1 protein-coding gene is annotated in these 1,135 nt (G+C 43.6%); it reads left to right on the top strand.

From position 1 onward, the window contains the following. A partial coding sequence (locus tag CBG25_RS03530) for a pyruvate formate lyase family protein (protein WP_290604556.1) occupies window positions 1–1,135 on the top strand: 1,135 nt, incomplete at both ends.

Here is a 1,135-nt window from a genome sequence, read left to right as displayed (position 1 = left end):
GGGCAACCGAGTCACTGGCTGGTATGGGCGTCGATGGACGTACCTTAGTGTCAAAAAATACTTATCGTTTCCTCAATACGCTATATACGATGGGTCCTTCTCCGGAACCCAATATGACAATTCTTTGGTCAGAAAAGCTGCCACTGAATTTCAAAAAATTTGCCGCCAAAGTGTCTATTGATACTTCATCAATTCAGTATGAAAACGATGATTTGATGCGACCAGACTTTGACAATGATGACTATGCGATTGCCTGCTGTGTCAGTCCGATGATCGTCGGTAAACAGATGCAATTTTTCGGCGCACGCGCAAACTTGGCCAAAACATTGTTATATACCATTAATGGTGGTATTGATGAAAAATCTAAACTGCAAGTTGGTCCTAAAATGCCTGCCATTACCGATGATGTACTCAATTTTGATGTAGTAATGGACAGAATGGATCACTTCATGGATTGGCTAGCCACGCAATATGTAACTGCGTTGAATGTCATTCACTATATGCATGATAAATATAGCTACGAAGCAGCCTTGATGGCACTGCATGATCGCGATGTTTATCGTACCATGGCGTGTGGTATTGCGGGTCTTTCCGTTGCCGCTGACTCATTATCAGCGATTAAATATGCCAAAGTTTCGCCTGTCCGTGATGAAGATGGTGTTGCGATTGATTTTAATATTACCGGCGAATATCCACAATTTGGTAATAATGATAATCGGGTCGACGATATTGCTTGCGATTTAGTCGAACGCTTCATGAAGAAGATCCAGCAATTACGGACTTACCGCAATGCTGTGCCAACGCAATCAATTCTAACCATTACCTCGAATGTGGTCTATGGTAAAAAAACCGGTAATACTCCTGATGGCCGCCGCGCTGGTGCACCTTTTGGCCCAGGTGCTAACCCAATGCACGGCCGTGATCAGAAAGGAGCGGTCGCCTCTCTGACTTCGGTGGCAAAATTACCCTTTGCTTACGCCAAAGACGGTATCTCTTATACTTTTTCTATTGTGCCTAACGCATTAGGTAAAGATGATGAGGTACGTAAAACCAATCTGGCCGGACTGATGGATGGTTATTTCCACCATGAAGCCAATATTGAAGGTGGGCAACATCTAAACGTTAATGTCATGAA

The organism is Arsenophonus sp. ENCA, assembly GCF_002287155.1.
Lineage (GTDB): Bacteria > Pseudomonadota > Gammaproteobacteria > Enterobacterales > Enterobacteriaceae > Arsenophonus > Arsenophonus nilaparvatae.
This window is presented reverse-complemented; position numbering and strand designations above follow the sequence as displayed.